This is a genomic window from Pseudomonas sp. ZY71, from assembly GCF_036542145.1.
Taxonomy (GTDB): domain Bacteria; phylum Pseudomonadota; class Gammaproteobacteria; order Pseudomonadales; family Pseudomonadaceae; genus Aquipseudomonas; species Aquipseudomonas koreensis_A.
Window position 1 is genome coordinate 1467654 of record NZ_CP144274.1, and the last position, 21910, is coordinate 1489563.

The 21910-nt window shown below is 58.7% G+C and carries 17 protein-coding genes; 9 read left to right on the forward strand and 8 right to left on the reverse strand.

Annotation, left to right across the window (positions count from 1 at the left end; translation table 11 throughout):
- Positions 1-36 precede the first annotated feature (36 nt).
- A complete protein-coding gene (locus tag VY732_RS06430; protein ID WP_016986598.1) occupies positions 37-1164 on the reverse strand; it encodes a branched-chain amino acid ABC transporter substrate-binding protein in 1128 nt (375 codons plus the stop codon).
- Between the two features lie 352 nt (positions 1165-1516).
- Here VY732_RS06430 and VY732_RS06435 point away from each other — a divergent pair, with 352 nt between their 5' ends.
- Entirely contained in the window at positions 1517-1837 is a 321-nt protein-coding gene (locus tag VY732_RS06435; RefSeq protein WP_212622817.1) for a DUF2288 domain-containing protein, read from the forward strand.
- Positions 1838-2114: 277 nt separating this feature from the next.
- Here VY732_RS06435 and VY732_RS06440 read toward each other — a convergent pair whose 3' ends face one another.
- Complete coding sequence (locus tag VY732_RS06440; protein WP_007918508.1) at positions 2115-4313, reverse strand: hypothetical protein; 2199 nt, start codon at positions 4311-4313, stop codon at positions 2115-2117.
- 197 nt (positions 4314-4510) lie between these two features.
- On the opposite strand from VY732_RS06440, the gene VY732_RS06445 reads away from it, so the two are divergent.
- Positions 4511-5407 (forward strand): NAD(P)-dependent oxidoreductase, encoded by an 897-nt coding sequence (locus VY732_RS06445; protein ID WP_331694984.1) that lies wholly within the window; start codon positions 4511-4513, stop codon positions 5405-5407.
- On the opposite strand, the gene VY732_RS06450 is transcribed toward VY732_RS06445, so the two are convergent.
- Together VY732_RS06450 and VY732_RS06455 are read right to left on the reverse strand one after the other, a co-directional pair.
- The gene (locus tag VY732_RS06450) at positions 5298-7580 is read right to left on the reverse strand and encodes a putative bifunctional diguanylate cyclase/phosphodiesterase (protein WP_331694986.1); all 2283 of its coding nucleotides are present in this window, start codon (positions 7578-7580) and stop codon (positions 5298-5300) included. The genes VY732_RS06445 and VY732_RS06450 overlap by 110 nt on opposite strands.
- A gap of 149 nt (positions 7581-7729) precedes the next feature.
- Positions 7730-8098 (reverse strand): YkgJ family cysteine cluster protein, encoded by a 369-nt coding sequence (locus tag VY732_RS06455; RefSeq protein WP_007918504.1) that lies wholly within the window; start codon positions 8096-8098, stop codon positions 7730-7732.
- Positions 8099-8399: 301 nt separating this feature from the next.
- Between VY732_RS06455 and VY732_RS06460 the strand changes: the two genes are divergently transcribed.
- Entirely contained in the window at positions 8400-9749 is a 1350-nt protein-coding gene (locus VY732_RS06460; protein ID WP_331694987.1) for a spinster family MFS transporter, read from the forward strand.
- A gap of 162 nt (positions 9750-9911) precedes the next feature.
- Here the strand turns inward: VY732_RS06460 and rapA are convergent, their stop codons facing one another.
- A complete protein-coding gene (gene rapA, locus VY732_RS06465; protein ID WP_008082238.1) occupies positions 9912-12758 on the reverse strand; it encodes an RNA polymerase-associated protein RapA in 2847 nt (948 codons plus the stop codon).
- 241 nt (positions 12759-12999) lie between these two features.
- On the opposite strand from rapA, the gene VY732_RS06470 reads away from it, so the two are divergent.
- The 3 genes from VY732_RS06470 to ccoM all read left to right on the forward strand — a co-directional run bounded on the left by VY732_RS06470 (position 13000) and on the right by ccoM (position 13858).
- Positions 13000-13341, forward strand: coding sequence for a hypothetical protein (locus tag VY732_RS06470; protein WP_003222394.1), 342 nt, complete (start codon positions 13000-13002; stop codon positions 13339-13341).
- 96 nt (positions 13342-13437) lie between these two features.
- Positions 13438-13599, forward strand: coding sequence for a hypothetical protein (locus VY732_RS06475; RefSeq protein ID WP_007918490.1), 162 nt, complete (start codon positions 13438-13440; stop codon positions 13597-13599).
- A 145-nt stretch (positions 13600-13744) separates the two neighbouring features.
- Complete coding sequence (gene ccoM / locus VY732_RS06480; protein WP_003222396.1) at positions 13745-13858, forward strand: cytochrome c oxidase subunit CcoM; 114 nt, start codon at positions 13745-13747, stop codon at positions 13856-13858.
- 164 nt (positions 13859-14022) lie between these two features.
- Here ccoM and VY732_RS06485 read toward each other — a convergent pair whose 3' ends face one another.
- Complete coding sequence (locus VY732_RS06485; RefSeq protein ID WP_331695843.1) at positions 14023-15324, reverse strand: IS4 family transposase; 1302 nt, start codon at positions 15322-15324, stop codon at positions 14023-14025.
- 1214 nt (positions 15325-16538) lie between these two features.
- On the reverse strand, positions 16539-18014 hold the full coding sequence (locus VY732_RS06490) for an inorganic phosphate transporter (protein WP_034153067.1): 1476 nt from the start codon (positions 18012-18014) through the stop codon (positions 16539-16541).
- Between the two features lie 59 nt (positions 18015-18073).
- Here VY732_RS06490 and VY732_RS06495 point away from each other — a divergent pair, with 59 nt between their 5' ends.
- A complete protein-coding gene (locus tag VY732_RS06495; RefSeq protein WP_331694990.1) occupies positions 18074-18247 on the forward strand; it encodes a hypothetical protein in 174 nt (57 codons plus the stop codon).
- 141 nt (positions 18248-18388) lie between these two features.
- Here the strand turns inward: VY732_RS06495 and VY732_RS06500 are convergent, their stop codons facing one another.
- A complete protein-coding gene (locus VY732_RS06500; protein ID WP_008080067.1) occupies positions 18389-18589 on the reverse strand; it encodes a hypothetical protein in 201 nt (66 codons plus the stop codon).
- 651 nt (positions 18590-19240) lie between these two features.
- Here VY732_RS06500 and pcaR point away from each other — a divergent pair.
- Positions 19241-20083 carry a pca regulon transcriptional regulator PcaR gene (gene pcaR, locus VY732_RS06505; RefSeq protein WP_007917109.1) on the forward strand — a complete coding sequence of 281 codons (843 nt, stop codon included), beginning with the start codon at positions 19241-19243 and terminating at the stop codon, positions 20081-20083.
- Positions 20084-20377: 294 nt separating this feature from the next.
- On the forward strand, positions 20378-21724 hold the full coding sequence (locus VY732_RS06510) for an MFS transporter (protein ID WP_331694994.1): 1347 nt from the start codon (positions 20378-20380) through the stop codon (positions 21722-21724).
- Positions 21725-21910: the final 186 nt, after the last annotated feature.

Genomic DNA, 21910 nt, shown 5'->3' on the forward strand with positions numbered 1-21910 from the left:
GCCGTGGGCTTTATTGGCAGTCAGTCAGGCAGCGCCTTACTGAGGCGATACTTCAGTTTTAGGTTTGCCGTTGTGCCACTCGTAAACCACGAATTTGAAGTCTTTGAGGTCGCCCTTGGCGTCGAAGCTCAGGTCGCCAGTCGGAGTCTTGAAGGTACCGGCGTGAATGGCTTCAGCCACTTTGGTCGCGTCTTCGGACTTGGCTGCCTTGATGCCTTCGGCAATCACTTCAACCGCCGAGTAGGACGGGAACACGAACGGACCGCTCGGATCTTCTTTCTTCGCCTTGAAGGCATCGGCCAGGGCGATGTTGGCTGGATCCTGGTCGAAGGATTTCGGCAGGGTCACCAGCAGGCCTTCGGCCGCGTCTTTGGCGATCTGGGTGATCGAGTCGTTACCCACGCCTTCCGGACCCATGAACTTGGCTTTCAGGCCTTTTTCCTGTGCCTGACGCAGGATCAGGCCCAGCTCCGGGTGGTAGCCGCCGTAGTAAACGAAGTCGACGTTTGCTTGTTTGAGTTTGGCGATGATCGCCGAGAAGTCTTTGTCGCCGGCGTTGACGCCTTCGAACACGGCAACCTTGGTGCCTTTCTTCTCGAGAGTCGATTTCACCGCGGTGGCGATGCCTTCACCGTACTGCTGTTTGTCGTGCAGTACGCCGACGATTTTCGGTTTGACGTGATCGGCAATGTAGTTACCGGCGGCAGGGCCCTGGGCGCTGTCGAGACCGATAGTACGGAAGATCATTTTGTAACCACGGGCGGTGATGTCCGGGCTGGTGGCAGCCGGGGTGATCATGATCACGCCTTCGTCTTCGTAGATGTCCGAAGCCGGTTGAGTGGAGCTGGAGCACAGGTGACCGACCACGAACTTGACGCCGTCGTTGACGACTTTGTTCGCAACGGCTACCGCTTGTTTTGGATCGCAGGCATCGTCGTATTCAACGGCTTCGAGTTTCTTGCCGTCGACGCCGCCCTTGGCGTTGATTTGCTCAATGGCCATTTTTGCGCCGCTGAACTGCATGTCGCCGTACTGGGCTACTGGACCGGTTTTAGGACCGGCGATACCGATTTTGATGGTGTCAGCTGCGAACGAATGGCTGGCAACCCCGGCCAGAACCATAGCGGCAAACAGTTTGGAAATCTGCTTAGTAGCCTTAGTCATAGTGCTCCACTCTTACTGTTGTAATTTTTTTGAGTTCTGGCGCCGTAGCAGCAGAACCGGGTCAGATATCTTTGCGATACCCTCCGGAAATGCCCCCGGCAACTGTACCGGTACAGTGTAGAGCGCCGGTTGTCAGCCTGGGAAGCGGGCGCCGAGGGGCAAAACTTGGGGGTGTCGCATTTTTGAATGAAAAAGACAGAATTGCGGCGGGGCGTTCGTGGGCATATATCCCAATCAGCAGCATTCCCTGGCGTTCCTGCTCTTTTCGTTCGGTGCAGCCTTTTGCAACCGGGTTTTGCTGGCGGACCACCGACGTTATTATTCGCGTCGATTTCTTTTCCGGACAGTTCCCATGAATCAAGAACCTAGCACCCTCTATGCCAAGCTGCTTGGTGAAACCGCATCTATTACCTGGAAAGAGTTGGAGCCGTTCTTCGCCAAGGGTGCCCTATTGTGGGTCGACCCCGACCTGGATTTGATCGCAGCTGCCGAGGCCGTGGCCTCGGATGATGGCGAGAAAGTGGCTGCCTGGCTGGCTGAAGACAAAGTCGCCAAGCTGTCTGAAACGCGGGCGCTGGATCTTTTCGAGCGCGATCCGTCGTTGTGGGCGGTAGTGGTTTCGCCATGGATTCTGATCCAGGAAAGGGCAGTCGCCGCCGACGTCGCACCTTGATGGTGCGACCGGTCATCAGCGAAAAGTGTGTAGCGGAGTAGCGTGATGGCACGTTGCCGTAGAGAAACGCCACAAGCGAAGGTGGGCTCACGGTGACGTAAACGTAACGGGAACAGTTTAGTAAGCAGCCTAACGGCTGCTTAATTGTTTCTGGATATTGGATTTAAGATTTCTGTCGTCTGAAAAGGCCTCATCGCGAGCAGGCTCACTCCTACAGGGGAACGCATTCCAATTGTAGGAGTGAGCCTGCTCGCGATTGCCGCGACTCGGTCCTGGATCAGACCGAGAACGACTTGCCGGTATGGTTATTCAGCGAAATAACCTTGGTCTTGCCAATCCGGTGACGATAGATCTCGCGCAAATACTTGATCGACTTCTTCACACAATCGCGCGACAAACGAATGTCATTGATCGAGACAAACTTCTCTTTGTCGTTGATCAGCTCGCGGTACTTCTTCTCGTACATCGGTTTGATCGCGTACCAGTTGGTGTCGAGGATCTTCGCCGGGTTTTCGAACTCGTTGAGCAGGTCGTCGATGCGGTCTTCGTCGAACTCCTCGTTGATGATGAAATCGAGGATCGAGTTGTCCAGGGTCTCGTCGAAACGGTACGGGTTCTTCGCGAAGCAGCGCTTGATGAACGCGACGATCAGGGTCAGGAAGTCATCCGAGAGGCACGGGCTCTTGGCGATCAGGGTGGTCAGCGACAGGTTGGCCGAGGCGCCGATCACCAGCGCGTAACGCTTGAGCGTGGTATTCGGGAACAGGCTGTTGAGGTGGGTCTTCAACCGGTTCAGGTCCATGTACGACAGCTTGTAGTCTTTTGGCAGCGAAACGATCGAGACCACCGACGAGCAGTTCTTGAAGAAGTGCAGGTCGTGCAGTGCCGCAGCGTCGTAGCCGGAATTCTTGTACTGCTCAAGCGACGCGCGATAACGCTTGGATTCGATCGGCAACAGGCTGATGCCTTCAATCGCTTGCGTGACCTTGTTGAAGTGCGGCAGGTCGATCGAGCGGAAGAACAGGTCGTCGATGTTCAGACGCTGCGGCTCTTTGTCGAACACCTTGAATTTGTCGCTGCTCGGCGGCGGGGTTTCCGGCACCACCGATTCGGCGTAGGCAATCGCCACCGGGCCGGCCAGGCTCATGAACAGGTCGTTGGCGTCGAGGCGAATGGTTTCGCCAATGTCGATGCCGGCGCGGCGGAAGTAGTTCTGGTCGTAGTCAGTGGTGACTGCCTGCGCCGTGAGAATGTTGAAGATCTGCTGCGAGATGTACTGGTTGGCGTGCTTTTCCATCGCATTGACATCAATGTTCTGGATGTTGCCGTCATCGCTCTCTTCGGCGTAACGCATGATGTCGTTGGAGATCAGCATCATCGCGTTCCATGGGCGGATACGGCCCATGACGCTGGCTTCGCTGCTGTCTTCATTAGCGAAGTTGTAAGAGAAATCCCATTCTTCCGAGAGGTATTTGCACAGCAGGCGACCGGCGTTGATGTGCAGCGCCTCGGACATTTCGCTGCGGTGATCGGAAATGTTCGGCAGCACGCAGATGCCGCTGGTGAAGATCGGTTCGAACACGAACGAATGACCGCTCTTGCCGTCGTGCTCGTCCATCGGCTTGGTGTCGAACGTCTTGTTCATGTACGAGTGCTGCTGGGCCAGACCGAATTCCGAAGCCATGCCGGAACCGGTACCGCCGCCGGCACTGAAGATCGAGAAGTACAGGCGCGACTGGTTGGCTTTGATTCCGCAGCTGTCGATCAGGTACGAGTGAATCATTTTCCAGTCTGGGCTGGAGAAACGCTGGGTGTCCTTGTTGAGGATGATCTTCGCCAGGTACTGGCCGAGGATCGGCGCGTTACCGGCGCCACCGGCGTGGACTTCGGACAAGTCCATGATCTTCATTTTGCTGTAGTCGCGCAGGAAGCCGCTTTTCTCGCCTTTGCGCGAGAAACGGATGCGCCCGGCGATGTCCTTGTCGAGGTCGCCGAGCATCACCAGCGGTTCGACCAGAAACACCGGTTTGGTCGATTTGTTCGGGCCGATGCGCAGGTTGTTCTTGATCCACTGCGCCGGGCTGTAGCCCTTGTCGGCCAGACGCCGATCCGCCGCACGGTCTTCGTTGTTGAATTCGTTGAGGTAGAACTTGCGGGCGTTGTACACCAACTCCGCGACGTCGAGGGCGATGTTCGAGCCGCAGCGACCGAGGCCGATCAGGCACACCGAGGGGAATTCCTGATCGTTGTGCTGTTCGTTGTCGCCTTCCAGGTGCGGTGGGCGCGGGAACACCAGATCACGCAGGCCATCGAGGTTGTCGAGGATGCGGTCGGTATTGGTTTCGGTGAAGTACAGGTATTGCTGAGTCGACAGCGGGCGCGACGGGACCAATGGCTTCGACGATGACGGGCTGTTGGCGGCGGGGCTCAAAGTCAGATCGGATACCGCAGTGGCGGGATTGTTTTTAGAAGTCATTGTGCGCCATATACCTGGACTGGTTGGCTCGCTGGCCAGTTGCCTGCGAACCTCACGGAATAAGATCTCGCGTCTTTTATTTGCGCGAATTGAGCCCGAGCATCAGGGTTTTGGCCTGACTGTCGCTGGGGGGAATCCTTTCCTGATCGTTGATGAATCGGCCATTATTCGGCGATCTTTAATCGAAAAGAGGCAAAATGATGTCAACGCTACCTTCGTTGGGGTTCGCCGGAATCGGTCTGATGGGCCTGCCCATGTGCCGGCGTCTGTTGGCGGCGGGTTACCCGCTGACCGTGTGGAATCGCAACCCGGCCAAGTGCGCGCCACTGGTCGAGGCCGGTGCCCGCCAGGTGTCGAGCCCCGCTGAACTATGCGAACACGCCGACGTGGTGATGCTGTGTCTGGCCGATACGGCGGTGGTCCGCAACGTGGTTTTTGGCGCTGGCGGTATTGTCGAAGGCGCGAAAAGCGGCCAGTTGCTGGTGGATTTTTCCAGTCTTGAACCGACGGCCACTCGCGAGATGGCGGCGCAACTGCTGGAGAAAACCGGCATGGCCTGGCTGGACTCACCCGTGTCGGGCGGCGTGGTCGGCGCCGAGGCCGGTAGCCTGGCGATCATGGTCGGCGGCGATGCGGCAGATCTTCAGCGCGTGCGCCCGGTGCTGCTCAATCTCGGTCAACGCGTCACGCATATGGGCGGCATCGGCGCGGGGCAAGTGACCAAGGCCTGCAACCAGATGATCGTCGCCTGCAATGCGCTGGTGATCGCCGAGGTGGTGGCGCTGGCCGAGCAGTCCGGCGTCGATGCGAGCCTGATCGCCGAAGCGTTGGCCGGTGGTTTCGCCGATTCGAAACCGTTGCAGATTCTCGCGCCGCAAATGGCCGAAAGCCGCTTCGAGCCAATCAAGTGGCACGTACGCACCTTGCTCAAGGATCTCGATACGGCAGTGAAGTTCTCCCGCGAACAAGGCTCGGCGACACCGATCAGCGGATTGGCCGCACAACTGATGCGCCTGCATGGGGCGCAAGGCTATTTGGCGCAGGATCCAGCGACACTGGTGAAAATGTACCGCGCGCCAGAATCAACGGATTGACCGCGTGTGAATGTTTGCGCTGATTGATTTCTTCCAGCACCGGGCGCAGCTCGTCCAGCGGTACGGGGCGGCTGAGCAGGTAACCCTGAATAAAGTCGCAGCCTGAGCGCTCAAGAAACTCGTACTGCTCCAGGCTTTCGACGCCTTCGGTGACCACCTGCAAATGCAGGGTGTGCGCCATGACGATGATCGCCTGGACGATCTCCATGTCGGCGGTCGCCGTGGGAATATCGAGGATGAACGAGCGGTCGATCTTCAGGGTGTTGAGCGGCAGGCGCTTGAGGTAGGCCAGTGAGGAATAGCCGGTGCCGAAGTCGTCGATCGACAGCGACACACCGAGCGCACGGATCTGCCGTAGCAGCACCAGGGTGTTGGCGATGTTGCCCATCAACGCGTTTTCGGTGACTTCCAGTTCCAGGCGTTCCGGTGCGACCCCGGCAGTGCGCAAGGCACTTTCGATTTCCGTGGCCAGTTCTTCCCGGGCGAGATTGAGCGGTGAGCAGTTCCAGGCGATTTTCAGCTCTTCGCAGCCATGCCGTGACAGTTCACCCAGATCCTTGCACGCGCGGCGCAGCACCCAGTTGTCCAGTTCGGCGATCAGGCCATTGTTTTCGGCGATGGTGATAAAGCGATCCGGGGTCAGCAAGCCGTGCAGCGGATGCTGCCAGCGGATCAGCGCTTCGAGTTTGGTGACACGGCCGGTTTTCAGTTCGAAGATCGGTTGGTAATACAGCGTCAGACCGTTTTCCTCGCGCAGGGCGTGGCGCAGTTCTTCTTCCAGTTGCAGTTCGAAGCTGGCGCGGGTCTTGAGGTTGGAGCTGAAAAAATGCAGGCCGTTGCGGCCGGCGCCTTTGGATTGATACAGCGCCAGATCGGCGTGCTTGAGCAGTTCCTCGCAGGTGGTGCCGTCCTCCGGAAACAGACTGATGCCGATGCTGGTGGTCATCACCATGCGACGTCCGGCCAACTCGATCGGCTCTTTCATCTTGAGCATGATGCGCTGGGCCATATTGCGGGCTTCTTCGCGCTCACGAAGACTGATGAGGATGCAGAACTCGTCACCGCCGAAACGCGCGACCACGTCTTCATGACTGCGCACCGAGCCTTTGATGTGATTGGCGATAACCTTGAGCAGTTCGTCACCGGCGTCATGGCCGAGGCTGTCATTGATCCGTTTGAAGTGGTCGATGTCGAGAAACATCACCGCGAGCATGCCGCCTTCGCTGGTTTTCTGGCTGAGTTTTTCGGCGAAGATCTGGTTGAAACCGCGACGGTTGATCAGGTTGGTCAGGGCGTCGTAGTTGGCCACTTGCTGCAGTGACATGCGCGCCTGATCGAGTTGACTGAGCAGCGCGTTGACGCGGCGCAGATCCTCTTCTTTGTTCTGCAGTTTCTTGTCGGCCAGCGCCGCACTGATCGCACTGCCAAGGATCAGCAGGATGATCAGCGCCACGGTCAGGCCCAGTTGCAAATGCCCGTTATCGCCGCCGCTCGCTGTCAGGCCTCCCTCGGGGAGAACCAGATCCAGCGCAGCCATGCCGGTGAAATGCATGCTGATGATGCCGGCGCCGAGAATCAGCGCAGCGCTGTACTTGAGCAACTGATGCGTCACGCCACTGCCTTCGCTCAGATAGCGGGCCACCCACAGCGCGGCGAAACTGGCGCCGATGGCGATCGCCACAGACAGCGCGAACAGTCCTGGCTGATAGTAGGCGGTGGCGCTCGACTTCATCGCCGCCATGCCAACGTAATGCATGCCGGCGATGCCTAGGCCGATGACAAACGCGGTTTTCAAGCAATGCAATGCACTCGGCTGCGCTTCGCTCAGGGTTTGCATGGCCAGCCAAGAGGCGAGCAGGGCGATCAGCAACGAGAAAAGGGTGATGCCAAGGTCGTACTGAATGTCGATCGGTGTCTGGAAAGCCAGCATGCCGATGAAATGCATGGCCCAGATGCCGCCGGCCAGGCAGGTCGCGCCGATCCAGCGCCAGATCCGCCGCGACCCCGGATCTTCGGCATTTACAACGCGCTCAGCCATATCCAGAGTGGCGAAACTGGCTGCGCAGGCGACTAGGTACGCAACCATCACCAGGAAAGGGTTGTGACTGCAATCTAAAATGACCTGCCCGCTCTCCGGCAGCTCGGTAACAAACTGCAAACCAAGCCACTCCATAGCATGCCCCGTCTCTGAAGTCGTCCCGAGTGCGCGTTGAACGCAGTTGAATGTCAGGAGTATAGAGGCCGATTTCGGGGTGCAAGGGGTAGTGGCACATTGGCGCTAATGATTTCGGCATTAGCGTCATAGCGATTGGCGCTAAAGGCTCAAGCGATCTGTTCGAAAGGGATTTGCGCCCAGTCCGGTTGCAGCGGCGGCAAGCCGAAACGCGCGCGGGCCTTATCGCAATCGACATTCTGTTCGCCGTTTTCCCAAGACGATTCGAATTCGCGGCAGGGGCTGGAGCGCAATTCATAAATCGAGCACTTCACCTCGCTGCCCACTTCGCCGACCAGCGCTGTGCAGCGCGGCGATTTGCAGTCGGTGCCGTTCATCGCCACGCGGCTGGGACTGATCTGAGTGACCAGTTCATCAGGCACCGTGCCGCCGGAAGATGAGCACTCACCCCAAAAGAAAGACACGCGAAAATGGGAACAGCAGGCACCGCAATTCAGACACGGACTGACTTCAGACATGGGCGAGGGTATCAAAGGGATTGATCGGGAGATCCGGACGGATCCGGCGGCCATTCTAGGCTTTGCCGCAGACTTGGGAAGGGGGGCGTGAAACTATTTTTTTGTGGCAAGGTTTTGCCGCAAAAGCCCCGGTTTTCGGGGGATTGCAGGCTTATCAAGGGCTTACGTTTCGTTACAGTGCCATGGGCCGATATCAGGCAGACGAATGATCACAGACAGCCTCGGCGCGGCTGACTAGATTGCAGGTTCCGGGCTCGGATGCGTTGGCAGTGAAGCCCCATAACAATAAAGAGACGGACCCATGCAGAACTCGACCCAAGCGGCGAATGCCTGGCGCATTCTGTTCCTGCTGTTCCTCGCCAACCTGTTCAACTTCTTCGACCGCACCATTCCGGCGATCATCATCGAGCCGATCCGCATGGAATGGCACCTCAGCGACTTTCAACTGGGCATCGTCGGTACCGCATTCACCATCGTTTATGCCATTGCCGGCCTGCCCTTGGGGCGCATGGCCGATACCGGTTCGCGCAGCAAACTGATGGGCTGGGGCCTGGCGACGTGGAGTGCGCTGACGGCGGTCAACGGTCTGGTCGGCAGTTTCTGGAGTTTCCTGATCGTGCGCATGGGCATCGGCATCGGCGAAGCCAGTTATGCGCCGGCGGCAAATTCGCTGATCGGTGATTTGTTTCCGGCGCACCGTCGAGCGCGGGCGATGGGCATTTTCATGCTCGGTTTGCCGTTGGGCCTGTTGCTGGCGTTCTTCACCATTGGTGCGATGGTCAAGGCGTTCGACAGCTGGCGCGCGCCGTTCTTTATTGCCGCGGTGCCGGGGCTGATCCTGGCGATCTTCATGTTCTTCATCAAAGAGCCGAAGCGCGGCGCAGCGGAGACCGTGCAGGTTTCGCAAGAGAAGGTCGACAGGCCGATCCGGCGGATTCTGGCGGTGCCGACCTTTCTCTGGCTGGTGCTGGCCGGGTTGTGCTTCAACTTTGCGACGTATGCCTGCAACTCGTTTCTGGTGCCGATGCTGCAGCGTTATTTCCTCATGCCGTTGCAGGAAGCAGCGGTGGCCACCGGGATGATCGTCGGCGTCACCGGGCTGGTGGGTTTGACGCTGGGCGGCTGGATTGCTGACAAGATTCACCAGCGTGTGGCTAATGGTCGGTTGTTGTTCGCGGCGTTCAGTCTGATTATTTCGACGTTGTGCACGGCTTGGGCGCTGCATGCCGGGCGGATCGAGATCGGTGTATTCGTGGCGGTGTTCAGCGTCGGTTGGTTGTTTGCCTACAACTTCTACACCTGCGTTTACACGGCGATTCAGGACGTGGTCGAACCGCGCCTGCGGGCCACGGCGATGGCGTTGTTCTTTGCCGGTTTGTATCTGCTGGGCGGTGGCTTGGGGCCGGTGGTGGTCGGTGGTTTGTCCGATCATTTTGCGCATACCGCGATGGCGGCGGCGGGGGCTGAGCAGATGACCGAAGCGTTCAAAGCAGTCGGGCTGCATGATGCGATGTACCTGATTCCGGTGGCGCTGTTTTTGACCATGGTGTTTCTGTTTCTGGCAGCGCGGTGTTTTGTGCGCGATGCGCAGCGGATGAAGGAGGGGTTGGTTGCGGTGGTTGAGCCAGAAGTGGCTGCGGCGACTGCATAACCGCTATCGCGAGCAGGCTCACTCCTACAGGGGGACGCATTCCAACTGTAGGAGTGAGCCTGCTCGCGATAGGGCCCTTAGCATCGGCAAGTAAATAACAGGCAAACAAAAAGGCCCGCATCACTGCGGGCCTTTCTGTTTTCAGCGGTGGAGCGGGGCGGTTTAGCCCGCCACCAACACCCGAATCGCTTCCAGACGCAACGCCGCTTTATCCAGCATCGCCAGACCCTGCTCGCGCTGTTCACGCAACGCCACCAGTTCGCTGTCACGCACAGTCGGGTTGACCGCTTGTAACGCGGTCAGGCGCGCCAGTTCTTCGTCGGTGTCGGCCGCCAGACGGCGACGGGCCTCGGCCACGCGCTCGGCGTGACGCGGGGCGATCTTGTCTTCACCGGCGTTGATCCGCGGCGTCAGCTGATCGCGCTGGGCCTGGATGAACTTGTTGGCGCTGGCGCGTGGCACGCTTTCCAGCTGATCGTTCAGGGTTTCAAACGAGACGCGAGCCGACAGGTCGTTGCCGTTGGCGTCGAGCAGGCAGCGCAGGGCGGCCGGCGGCAGGTATCGGCCCAGTTGCAGCGAACGCGGCGCCACCACTTCGCTGACATACAGCAGCTCAAGCAGCACGGTGCCCGGTTTCAACGCCTTGTTCTTGATCAGCGCGACGGCGGTGTTGCCCATCGAGCCGGACAGCACCAGGTCCATGCCGCCCTGCACCATCGGGTGTTCCCAGGTGATGAACTGCATGTCTTCGCGCGACAGCGCCTGGTTGCGGTCGTAGGTGATGGTCACGCCTTCGTCGTCGCCCAGCGGGAAACTGGCGTCGAGCATTTTCTCGCTCGGCTTGAGGATCAGGGCGTTTTCCGAATGGTCTTCGCTGTCGATGCCGAACGCGTCGAACAGGGTTTCCATGTAGATCGGCAGGGCAAACTGATCGTCTTGCTCAAGGATATCTTCGACCAGCGCTTCACCTTCGCCGGCGCCGCCGGAGTTGAGCTCCAGCAGACGGTCGCGACCGGTGTGCAGCTCGGCTTCCAGACGCTCGCGCTCGCTCCGCGCTTCGTCGATCAGCGCTTGCCACTCGCTGTCGTCGGCTTCTTCGAGCAGCGGCAGCAGGCGCGGGCCGAACTGGTGCTGCAAGGCGTTGCCGGTCGGGCAGGTGTTGAGGAACGCGTTCAGCGCTTCGTGGTACCACTGGAACAGGCGCTCTTGCGGGCTGGTTTCCAGGTACGGCACGTGCAATTCGATGATGTGCTTCTGGCCGATCCGGTCGAGACGACCGATACGCTGCTCGAGCAAATCCGGGTGCGACGGCAGATCGAACAGCACCAAGTGGTGAGCGAACTGGAAGTTGCGACCTTCACTGCCGATTTCCGAGCAGATCAGCACTTGTGCGCCGAATTCTTCGTCGGCGAAGTAGGCGGCGGCGCGGTCACGCTCAAGGATGTTCATGCCTTCGTGGAACACCGTGGCCGGGATGCCGGAACGTACGCGCAGGGCGTCTTCCAGATCCATCGCGGTTTCGGCGTGGGCGCAGATCACCAGCACTTTGGTGCGCTTGAGCATTTTCAGCTGATCGATCAGCCATTCGACGCGCGGGTCGAATTTCCACCAGCGTTCTTCTTCACTGGCGTCCGGCTGCGCCTGGAAGCTGACTTCCGGGTACAGCTCGGCGTGTTCGCCCAGCGGCAGTTCGAGGTATTCGTCCGGGCACGGCAGCGGGTACGGGTGCAGTTTGCGCTCCGGGAAACCCTGCACGGCAGCGCGGGTGTTACGGAACAGCACGCGGCCGGTACCGTGGCGATCGAGCAGTTCACGCACGAGTCGGGCGCTGGCTTCAGTGTCGCCATCGTTGACCGCGGTCAGCAGCGCTTCGCCTTCGTTGCCGAGGAAACCCTGAATGGTTTTGTGCGCTTTGGCCGAGAGACGGCCCTTGTCGAGCAGTTCCTGAACGGCTTCGGCCACCGGGCGATAGTTATCGCTCTCGGCGCGGAAGGCGGCCAGGTCATGGAAACGGTTCGGATCGAGCAGGCGCAGACGGGCGAAGTGGCTGTCCTGGCCGAGTTGTTCCGGGGTGGCGGTGAGCAGCAGCACGCCCGGGATGACCTCGGCGAGTTGCTCGACCAGCGAGTATTCGGCGCTGGCCTTTTCTTCGTGCCAGACCAGGTGGTGCGCCTCGTCGACGACCAACAGGTCCCAGCCGGCGGCAAACAATGCGTCTTGCGCCTTCTCGTCGTCGACCAGCCACTCCAGCGCAACCAGCGCTAGTTGGGTGTCTTCGAACGGGTTGGCGGCATCGCTTTCGATGAAGCGCTCTTCGTCGAACAGCGCAACCTGCAGGTTGAAGCGGCGGCGCATCTCCACCAGCCACTGGTGCTGAAGGTTTTCCGGGACGAGGATCAGCACGCGGTTGGCGCGGCCCGAGAGCAGTTGGCGATGGATCACCAGACCGGCTTCGATGGTTTTACCCAGACCCACTTCGTCCGCCAGCAGTACGCGCGGCGCGATACGGTCGGCAACTTCACGGGCGATGTGCAATTGGTGCGCGATCGGTTGCGCACGCACGCCACCCAGGCCCCAAAGCGAAGATTGCAGCTGGCGGCTGGTGTGTTCGAGGGTGTTGTAACGCAGCGAGAACCACGCCAGCGGATCGATCTGCCCGGCGAACAGACGGTCGCTGGCCAGACGGAACTGAATGAAGTTCGACAGCTGGGTTTCCGGCAGGGTGACGGCTTCGTTCTGCCCATTGAGACCGTGATAGACCATCAGGCCGTCGACATCGTCGACTTGCTGCACGGTCATCTTCCAGCCTTCGAAGTGGGTGATGCTGTCGCCCGGCGAGAATCGCACGCGGGTCAGGGGCGCATTCCGTAGCGCGTACTGGCGGGTTTCGCCAGTGGCCGGGTAAAGCACGGTCAACAAGCGGCCGTCCTGTGCCAGAACGGTGCCTAAACCAAGCTCTGCTTCGCTGTCACTGATCCAGCGTTGCCCCGGTTGATACTGCTGCGCCATGCTGCCTGACTCCCACCTTGAAAAAGCGGGCTATCTTAACGGAATGCGGGCTTCAGGCCAAAGGATTAGGAGCAGTTGCGAGCTTTTAGCTGCAAGCTGCAAGTCGAAGCACGCGGCGGTCATGCGTCGGTTTTACGAGAAAACAGGGCACCGGTGAGTGTTAACCCGGTCACAAGTTTGCGACCGACGGCTCAAGGCGCCTTTGCCGCAGCCGATAGCCTGCTGACAGGAGACCCTTTATATGTTGCCACCGATGCTCCCCCTGAGCGCTGTGCCGATCACTTCCCAGCAGGATCCGATCCGCCAGCGGCCGGACATTCCTCCGGTGGTGCCGGTGCAGGAAAGCTCCAACGAAAGCACGATCGATCTGCAAAAACGCGATCCGGAAGAGGATCGACTGCTGGCGCGCGAAGAACAGCGCCGCCAGCAAGAACGTGATCGCCGCCGCCGCGAGGCTGACGAAGACCCGGAAGAACACCTGGCCGTGCCGGGTACCGAGTTGAATGCCGACAACACTGTACCGGTGGTGCCGCTGATGGAAGATCAGCCGCGTCAGGGCTTGTGGGTCGATATCGAGATCTGATCTTCGGCTGGTCAGCGCTGGTGTGACGTTGCATTATTGACGCGGTCCTGCCGGTGACGTGGCAGTTGTGATTCTTTCAAGTGATGTACTGACGCCATGAGCCAAGACGACAAACTGATTGACCTCAGTACTGAACGCGCCAAGCGCGTGCATGACATTAAAGAGAAGCGGCTGAACGAAGTGCGCCAGGCCTTCGAACAGGCGATGCCGTTGGGAAAAGCCAAGAAAAAGTCGAAAAACAAGCCGAAAAAGCGTTGATCTGCCCCTGCATCCGTTGATGCAGGTCATTTAATTTCCCTCCTTTACTCCCCTTCGTTGCTGGTATTGATCCCGGTCAATTTGTGCGCCTGTGTGTTTGGTAACTTAGTCCCATCGCAGCAGAGCAGGGGCCAGGAGGCCAGTCATGTTTTTCGATAACGTGGTGTTTGCCGGGGTCCTGACTGTAGGGCTGATGGTTCTGTTTTTTGCAGGGTTTGGATTTTTTATCTGGAAGGATGCGAATAAGCGCAAGAAGTGATTCTTCTGGATTGATGAGCACGCAAGGCATTTTGGGGCGACTTCGGTTGCCCTTTTTTTTTGTGTCTTGGCGGCCTGTGGGCCGACCATGTTCTTGGGGTTTTGGGTGTATATCCGTTGCTTCGGTAACGGCGGCTTAGGGTTCCGCCCTTACGGCCATCCCTTTCAAGGTCTTTTCGTTTTGGCAGCCTTGATAACTCTGTCCGTTGAGACATGAGCATGGACCGCTGTACCTTGAACCCATGTCTTGGGTTTAGGCACCTTGGGACCGCGGGGGCTTTTCGCAACTTGTTTGGGCTGGATGTTTCTGGCCAACTCCAACAGGCGTTGGGCCAGTTGCTCCAGAGGGACAACGGGAAGATATTCTGAGGGCAGTGCAATCTGCATTCCCTCATAACCACTCCTGACCTGAACCGCCAAGTGATAGATGGAAGCTTCCCATCCTTCAGGTTGAGTCTCCCGGTGAGCTTGCTCGACACTTCGTTTGAGGACGGCCAGGACGTTGTAGGCCAATACCGCAGTAGCGAACCCGAGCAAGGCAGCCTTCGGGCTGCCAAGGGTTTCGATTTCACTTTCCAGAATCGCTTCCAGTCGCTGGAACATACCTTCAATGCTCCAGCGGCGGCGATAGAGCTCTGCGATCTGCTGTGCACTGACGCTTTGGGGTAGGTTGCTCCAGAACATCAAGCTGCTGTCTCCCGAGTCCGTTGGCGAATGAAGCGTCAGTTCGACACGCCGACATTGGTAACCGCCTCTGACCTGGATGACCTGCTCACGCACAGTGCCTGTTTCCACAGGCACCGGCTCTTGCCACTCACCTTCTTGAATCAAGCGTGGATGCTTGGCTTGCTGGCGAATGACAAAGGAGGTCTGGGCCTGCTCACAAGCTTCCATGACCGGGAGCGTGCAATAGAGTCGATCAGCCAACCACACTTGGCCCGGCTCGGCATCAGCCAACAGCGGCAGCACGCAAACACGCTCGCTTGCGTAGGCATCCTCACACGCCTGAAGGTCGATGACCTGATCGAGGTCGGGGTCGTAGGCCACCACCGAAAAACCGGGACGAGCGGCGCCGCGCTCGTGACGTAAAGCTCCCAGACGTTTCTCAGTGGATGCCAAGTGATTACCGTCCACTACCCGAACCTGCCAACCCGGCAGCATCGTCGTGCAACCCAGCTCTTTTATGGTTGGAGTCAGGCGTTGAGCGCAGCCCGTAACCAGGGCGCGCAACAGCGCCGGCTCGGTACGACTGATCTTGTCGTAGAGAGCCGCCAAACTGACAGGAAGATCTTCCAGTTGCCGCGCGGCGGCGTGCAGGGATGGCTTCAAGCCCAATGAAACAAGGGACATCAGCTTGACGATGGTCGAGAACAGTAGCTCACGAGAATACTGCCGTTGCCGATGCTCTTCGAAAACCTGATCGACCCACTCAGGGGCAATAGCCTGCTCCAGCGCCAATTTAGCCATGACACTGGCGGGTGCTTTTTTCTCGAAACGCGCTAGAACATCGGCCCACATCGTTTGGGATCCCTGAATGAAATTTCAGGGGATTTTACCGAAGACCTTGAAAGGGATGGCCCTTACGGCGGGTCACTTTTGGCAAACGCCCCAAAAGTAACCAAAAGGGCTTGCTCCTGCGTGCGGCCCGCTCGCTGGGGCTCGGGGTTCCTTCGCTCCGGGATCGATCCGGGCGCAGCGCCTACGGTTTGCTTCGCTGCACCTCCTCTCGCTGTATTTGGCTGCGCCAAACGGTCGCTGCGCTCCCACGCCCGGATCAATCCCTCCACTCAGCCTTCCGACGTCGCCCGTGGATCAAGATCAAGAGCAGGCGAGCTGACACTCGGCCTATTGAGTGGTGAAGAGCGGGTGTTCGGCTTTGGTTTTGTGGTGGATTCGCCCCTCACCCCAGCCCTCTCCCCAAGGAGAGGGAGCCGATTTGTGGGCTTTTCAAGATCTGAGTTCAACGCGGTATTCCAAGTCTGCGTAACTCTCCCAAACACCTCAGTCAGTCCCCTCTCCCTTCGGGAGAGGGCTAGGGTGAGGGGCTTTTGATCTGTTTCGGAATCTGAGTTCGACTCGGTATGTCACGTCGGCGTAGCTCTCCCAAACACCTCGATCAGTCCCATCGATCGAGGGAGATGGGGCCGATTTTTGTGCTTTTCAAAGCCTGAGTTCAGCGCGGTATCTCACGTCGGCGTACTTCTGCCAAACACCTCGATCAGTCCCCTCTCCCTCCGGGAGAGGGCTAGGGTGAGGGGCTCTTGATCTGGCTTTGGCTTTTGATGTGGTTTTTGATCTTTTGCCCCATCGGCAGCCCGAGCGTAGGTGTTCATCCGGGGGGAGGCGCGCAGCGCCGTGCGGCGTAGCCGCATACATCGAGAGGAGGTGCAGCGAAGCAAACCGTAGGCGATGCCCCCGGATGGACACCGTAGCGAGGGAACACTGAGCCTCAGCGAAGTGCCGTACGCCAGGGGCAAAGCCTTTTGGTTCCTTTTTGGCGTTTGAAAAAGGGACTCGCTGTAAGAGCGAAACCGCCAGCGGCAACCCCCGCAGCAACGGATATGCCCCCAATCCCAATCCCAATCCCAATCCCAATCCCAATCCCAATCCCAATCCCAAACCCCAGACACAAAAAAGGCGCGATCCTCTCGAATCGCGCCTTTCTCATGTCCCGCTATCTATCAACTACCCAGCGCCTTCGACGCCAGCCAGAACAACCCAGCCGACAGCGCAACCGTCGCCGGCAAGGTCAACACCCATGCCAACAGAATGGTGCGAACCGTGCCACCTTGCAGGCCGCTCTTGTTAGCAACCATGGTGCCCGCCACGCCCGAGGACAGAACGTGAGTGGTCGACACCGGCAGGCTGAAAATGTTGGCCATACCGATCAAACTGGCAGTAGTGATCTGCGCCGACATGCCCTGGGAATAGGTCATGCCCTGCTTGCCGATCTTCTCACCAATGGTCAGTACCACGCGTTTCCAGCCAACCATAGTGCCCAGGCCCAAAGCCAGTGCGACCGCCAGAATCACCCAGAACGGGGCGTATTCGGTGGTGGTGGTCAGGTCTTTGCGCAGCTTGTCGAGGTCAGCCTTTTCACGCGGTTCCAGGCCTGGCAACTTGCCAACCTTTTTCGCGGTGTCGTCCAGGCACAGCAGGTAACGACGCACTTCGATGCGGCTCTCCGACGACAGCGAGTGGTAGTCCGCTACACCTTTGAGGGTGTGCAGCAAGGCGCTGATGGTCGGTTCGGTCTGCTGCGGGTTGCAGCGGAATTTCTCCGGCAGGTCGCCTTCTACGCTCTTGCCCAGGGCCAGGAATTCACCCAGCGAATCGGCGTTGCGCTGGTAGAACTGGCTCAGGTGCAGGGTCGCATCGCGAGTACGTTCGATCTGATAAGTAGTGCTGTTCAGGTCGAGAACGAACTGCGCAGGGACGATACCGATCAGCACCAGCATGATCAGGCCGATGCCTTTCTGGCCATCGTTGGAGCCGTGCACGAAGCTCACGGCCATGGCCGAGATCACCAGGACCAGACGGTTCCAGAACGGCGGATGCTTCTTGTCGTCGATCTTGCGGCGCTGTTCCGGTGTCTTGTGCATCTTCGACAGCGGACGCCACCACTTCAGGCCGATCAGGATCAGCGCGGCGATCAGGAAGCCGGCCATTGGCGAGAACACCAGCGAGGCGCCGATGTCGATCGCTTTCTGCCAGTTCACGCCGTCGGCCAACGGAATGTCGTTGATCAGGGCATTGGCCAGGCCGACACCGAGGATCGAACCGATCAGGGTGTGCGAGCTGGAAGCCGGGATACCGAAGTACCAGGTGCCCAAATTCCAGGCGATTGCCGCGGCGAGCAACGAGAACACCATCGCCAGGCCATGGCCGGTGTTCACATTGATCAGCAGTTCAACCGGGAGCAAATGGACGATGGCATACGCCACGCCAACGCCACCCAGCAGCACGCCGAGGAAATTGAACACACCGGAAAAGAACACCGCCAGGTGGGGCGGCATGGCTTTGGTGTAGATAACAGTGGCTACCGCGTTAGCGGTGTCATGAAATCCATTGATGAACTCGAAGGCGAGGACAAACGTCAGGGCGAGCAAGAGGCTCACAAGCACCCAAGCATCCAGTCCGCTGAATAAATCGATCATGAAGGTTTTCTGACCCGGTCGTAAGGGGGCGCGATTATGCCAGAAAAGACTGGAAATCGATGCCCTACCTGCTCATCGGTTACACACTTCTTCGATTTAATTTGTTGCAGCGCATGAAAACCAAGCGTCGCGCAGGGTTTTTCAAGTCTTTGATTTATATGAAAAAAGACTTTTTTGATGAGCGTTTTTACCGCCACAGGAGAGACTCAAACGCCTGTCTGAAATATCTGTGAAACGTGTAGGAAGCGCCCTTCAGCCTGCCAGACGGGGAGATCGCCGCTGCCCGCGGGTAGCGGGCGCGCAAGGCTTCGTCTCGACACCGCGCTTGTAACCGGTGTGCACGTAAACCCTCGAAAGATACAAATAACCGTGGCTCACGGCTCTTCGGCTTTGAGTTCCTTTTCGATCTTTTCGATTTCCTGTTTGAAGACCTGATCCTGAACAGTGGGGCGTTTACGCCATGCCTTGCGTTCCGGTTCCGGTTGAGCGGCGTAGGTGGTGACTTCCCCGCCGTAAACTTCCTTGTAACGTTGTTCCTGGCGCTCAAGTTCCGCGCGCAGTTCGTCTTTCGTCACAGTGCTACCTGTATGAGTTGAGATAAATGTCTGGTGAAACGCGCTGCAACGAATCCAGTGAGTGGCCCGGTCGAGTGCTCAGCGCCCGGACAGGCGTTGAGGTCATCGCATGGCGATCAAGACTTCCATGTTGCAGGCGGCTACGACACCAGATTAAAACTGACGCAGCATCAGTTTCCTGTTTCAGCAAGCGCTGGCGTTGCATAAGTAATGCGCATCAGGCGCTGGCCAGGCTGACGGCAATGGACATTGCCTCAGCAGGTGGTCGCCGCACCGAATCAAACAACGCGGCCCCACTGAGATGCATTATAGCGGTCGATTCAGGAATGACTATCTTTGCCAAGTTAAAAACGGTTCGGGATGTGTGATCGTTTTGTTATTCGCAACTTTTGTTACTAGTTGTCGAGCGGACAAATCGTTATTTACCCGGCGATGTGTTTTTGGCGCCATTTAGTCGAACAACTAAGACGCGATTGAACGGGCTACCGAAGTTGAACAAGCGTTCAATGCCGGCGTTGAGGTGGCTGCGCCGGATTGCGATTATCGGTCGACGGTTCGATAATCGCCCAATCTTGCAGGCCCGACGCTTGTGCATTGGTCGGCAAGCCGCTTGTATAGCCCATTGATCCGTGCCGTATAGAAGGACAAGAAATGAACGATCAAATGCGCAACTCTTTCACCTCCGTGGCGCCGCCGATCGTCGCCTCGCCGGCCAAACGCATCCAGGCGCTGACCGGTGATCCGGACTTCATGACCTCGCTGGCTCGAGGCTTGGCGGTGGTGCAGGCGTTTCAAGAGCGCAAACGCCATCTGACCATCGCCCAAATCAGTCACCGCACGGAAATTCCCCGCGCCGCCGTGCGCCGTTGCCTGCATACCTTGATCAAACTCGGCTACGCCACCACGGATGGTCGCACCTACTCATTGCTGCCCAAGGTGCTGACTCTCGGCCACGCTTATCTGTCGTCGACGCCGTTGGCGGTGTCCGCCCAGCCGTACCTGGACCGCATGAGCGAGCAACTGCACGAAGCCTGCAACATGGCCACGCTCGAAGGCGACGACATTCTCTACATCGCCCGCTCGGCGACCACCCAGCGGCTGATTTCGGTGGATCTGTCGGTGGGCGGTCGCTTGCCGGCTTACTGCACGTCGATGGGGCGGATTCTGCTGGCAGCACTGGACGATACGTCGCTGCGTGAGTACCTCGATCATGCCGAACTGGTCGCTAAGACCAGCCGCACGATCCATACACCTGATGCATTGCTCGAATGCCTGCAGGAAGTGCGGCAGCAGGGCTGGTGCATCGTCGATCAGGAACTGGAACAGGGCCTGCGCTCGATTGCCGTGCCGGTCTACGACGCTTCCGGTCAGGTGGTGGCGGCGCTCAACGTCAGCACCCACGCTGGTCGCGTCAGCCGTACCGAACTGGAGCAGCGCTTCCTGCCGGGCCTGCTCAGTGCCAGTCGCGACCTCAGTGCGCAGTTATTCGCCTGATGAAGCTGTTCGATAAACGCACAGTGTTGCGTTTATCGAATTGACGCTAAAACCCTTGGATCATTAATGTCGCGGCAGCGTCATCCGGCGCTGATGTGAATGAGCCCGCCGGACTGTCGACTCCCATAATAATGACAAGAGGCAACTCACCATGCGCATGCTCCCCGACTGTCTCCGCTCCATCCCCTGTTGCCGGGTTCACCGCAACGCCTGATCCAGACCTTCTATTCTTGTGACCGTGCCGCGTTTTGGCCGGCCGCTGTTCGACTGCGTTTTTTGCGTGGAATAAAAATAATGAACCAGCCTCAGTCCGCTGTAGGTCAATGCCTCGACGTGCAGACCTTCATCAATGCCCAACCGATCTCGCGCTATCAATGGCGGGTGGTGATTCTGTGTTTCCTGATTGTCTTTCTCGATGGCCTCGACACGGCGGCGATGGGTTTTATTGCCCCGGCGTTGTCGCAGGACTGGGGCATCGACCGCGCCAGCCTCGGCCCGGTGATGAGCGCTGCTTTGATTGGCATGGTTTTCGGCGCATTGGGTTCTGGCCCGTTGGCTGACCGTTTCGGGCGAAAAGTCGTCCTCGTCGGCGCGGTGGTGCTGTTCGGTGCCTTCAGCCTCGCGTCGGCGTACAGCACCAATGTTGAGCAATTGCTGGTGCTGCGTTTCCTGACCGGTCTCGGTCTGGGGGCGGGGATGCCGAATGCCACAACACTCCTCTCGGAATACACCCCGGAGCGCAAGAAATCGCTGCTGGTGACCAGCATGTTCTGCGGCTTCAACCTCGGCATGGCCGGTGGCGGGTTCATTTCCGCCAAGCTGATTCCGGCGTTTGGCTGGCACAGTTTGCTGCTGATCGGCGGGATTCTGCCGTTGATTCTTGCCGTGGTGCTGCTGTTCTGGCTACCAGAGTCGGCGCGCTACCTTGTCGTGCGTAACCGCGGCACTGACAAAGTGCGCAAGACCCTGGCACCGATCGACCCGGTCACCGTCGCTCAAGCCTCCAGTTTCAGCGTGCCTGAACAGAAGACCGTCAAGGCGCGCAACGTGTTTGCGGTGATCTTCTCCGGCACTTACAGCACCGGCACTTTGCTGCTGTGGCTGACCTATTTCATGGGCCTGGTGATCGTTTACCTGCTGACCAGTTGGCTGCCGACGCTGATGCGTGACAGCGGCGCGAGCATGGAGCAAGCCGCGTTTATCGGAGCGTTGTTCCAGTTTGGCGGGGTATTGAGCGCGGTCGCGGTGGGATGGGCGATGGATCGCTTCAATCCGCACAAGGTCATCGGCATTTTCTACCTGTTGGCCGGGGTGTTTGCCTACGCGGTCGGGCAGAGCCTGGGCAACATCACCTTGCTGGCGACTTTGGTACTGGTGGCGGGGATGTGTGTGAACGGTGCGCAATCGGCAATGCCGTCGCTGGCCGCGCGGTTTTATCCGACCCAAGGGCGGGCGACCGGGGTCTCGTGGATGCTCGGGATTGGCCGCTTTGGCGCGATTCTCGGAGCGTGGATGGGCGCTACCTTGCTGGGGCTGGGCTGGAATTTCGAGCAGGTGCTGACGGCGTTGGTGATTCCGGCGGCGTTGGCGACAGCTGCGGTGCTGATCAAGGGCATGGTCAGTCATGCGGATGCGACCTGAGTTTCATGCGTAGGAATGTTCGTCGAATGTTCCGGCCCCTTCGCGAGCAGGCTCGCTCCCACATTGGAATGCATTTCAAAATGTGGGAGCGAGCTTGCTCGCGAAGCCTTTGTTCTTGATTGTTAGGCAAACAACAATCTGTTCGATAAACGAACACTCAGTCGATTATCGGATTGTTTGGCCATT